Raw genomic sequence first — 1,701 nt, forward strand, 5'->3', positions numbered from 1 at the left:
TTGCTATAATGTTGTTTCAAGCTATTTCGGAAGGAATCGCCCATGCACCGCGGCGCACCACGTCGCATGAAAATTATGTTATTTTCAAGGGAGATGGGTTTGATAGCCAAACGTCTGTTAGTCCTCTGCATGACGGTAGGTCTGGTATTTTTCTGGCCGACTCACCCGGTACAGGCCGATGATCCCAAAGAGATCGATGCTGAGATAGCCAATCTGACTCAGCAAGAGGAACAGTTGCTAAAAGATGTCATCGGTCTTGAGACAGCCATTGAAAGAAATACCCAGGAACTTGCTGATCTTAATGAGCAGCTAGGCCAGGCCCAGGCAGAATACGACAAGGCCAGCCAGGATGCTGCGGAGATCAAGAAAAAGCTGGAAGAGGAGTCCAGACTGCTCAATAAAAGAGCTGTAGAAATGTACAAAGATCAGGATGTTGTTCTTCTCCTCCACCTCATTTCCTCTGTAGATCTCACAGATCTTCTAAATCGAGCCAACTATATCCGGATCCTGGTGGACGAGAATGCCCAACTGGTTGAAGACTATAAAGAACTGAAGGAAAAGTACGAGAGCGCCTATAAAGATGTGGAGGAAAAGAGAGATCAGATAGCTATCTTAAGGGATGAGGTGCAGAGGAAACAGGAGAGGCTGAGTCAGGAGTACGAGGCCAAAAAGGACCTGGTGGTAACCATTAAGCGTCAGAAAAAGGAGCTTCTGAGCAAGGCACAACAGATCATGGACAAAATAAAGGAGATCCAGCCTGTCGGTATCACTCTCTCGGGCAAAGAATTTACCATGGTGGCCACAGCCTATTTTGCTGGCGGAGGTGGGCTGAATGGAACTGGTATAACCGCCACCGGCCTGCGAGCCGCCTATGGTATTGTGGCTGTTGATCCCAGGGTAATTCCTCTGGGAACCAAACTGTACATCCCTGGCTATGGCCAGGCTCTGGCTGCCGATACAGGAGGTTGGATTAAGGGCAACCGGATAGACCTGTGTTTCAACAGCCTGGAAGAAGCTATCCAGTGGGGAAGGCGAGAGGTAAAGGTATATGTAGTGGAGTGATTTACCAGTCCTGCGTAGAGGAACTCAGGATCACTCACTCGCCATTTTTCCTCTCTTGGTCTGCTCCCAAGGAGGAGCCTGCCTTTATGGGCTTTGTGACCTGTTCTTTCCTGAAAGAAGAGAGATATAGGTGCGTCCCCGTGCAACCCTGGCGTTTGGCCTCAGATTTGGAGAGGCTGGTCGTCCGGCTCAAAGGGGGGCCCAATGATGCTTTCGTCTCGAGTCAAGCTTTCATAAATTCCTACATGTCCCCAGAAGTTCTCAACCGGCCACCTGTCGACCTCCCCCTCGCTCTTACCTTCGATGAGAATCTTTACCTCCTGGATCTGAGGAAACTCAGTCAAGGTGTTGGCTATGGACCCCAGAGCCAGAGCTTCGCCGGTAGCGCTGGGTCCCACCTGATAGGCATCAAAGAGTATCTCCTTGCTGAAGTTGACAGTGCAGAGGCCATTCTCAATTTCCAGGGACAGTACCGTGGTCGTGGAGGGGAGAGTGGGGAGGAGATCGTCTGTGGCCGGTCCCTTGATCAACCCCTGGAGAGCTACCAGAGGAAGGTTCTCGTGGACTGCGACCTCCCTTTTCTCTGCCACCAGATAGGCTTCAGTTTCAGTCCACCTGGAAAAGTACAGAGTGATGGTA

General features: G+C 50.7%; 2 protein-coding genes. One reads left to right on the forward strand and one right to left on the reverse strand.

Annotated elements, in window-relative coordinates:
* Positions 1–42 precede the first annotated feature (42 nt).
* Positions 43–1,062, forward strand: a complete 1,020-nt coding sequence (locus tag HW443_RS13570; protein WP_275052122.1) for a 3D domain-containing protein — start codon at positions 43–45, stop codon at positions 1,060–1,062.
* Between the two features lie 161 nt (positions 1,063–1,223).
* Here the strand turns inward: HW443_RS13570 and HW443_RS11005 are convergent.
* The coding region (locus tag HW443_RS11005; RefSeq protein ID WP_176238201.1) for a GerMN domain-containing protein at positions 1,224–1,701 on the reverse strand (478 nt) is incomplete at its 5' end.

The sequence above is a fragment of the Candidatus Hakubella thermalkaliphila genome (genome assembly GCF_013281975.1).
GTDB lineage: Bacteria > Actinomycetota > Humimicrobiia > Hakubellales > Hakubellaceae > Hakubella > Hakubella thermalkaliphila.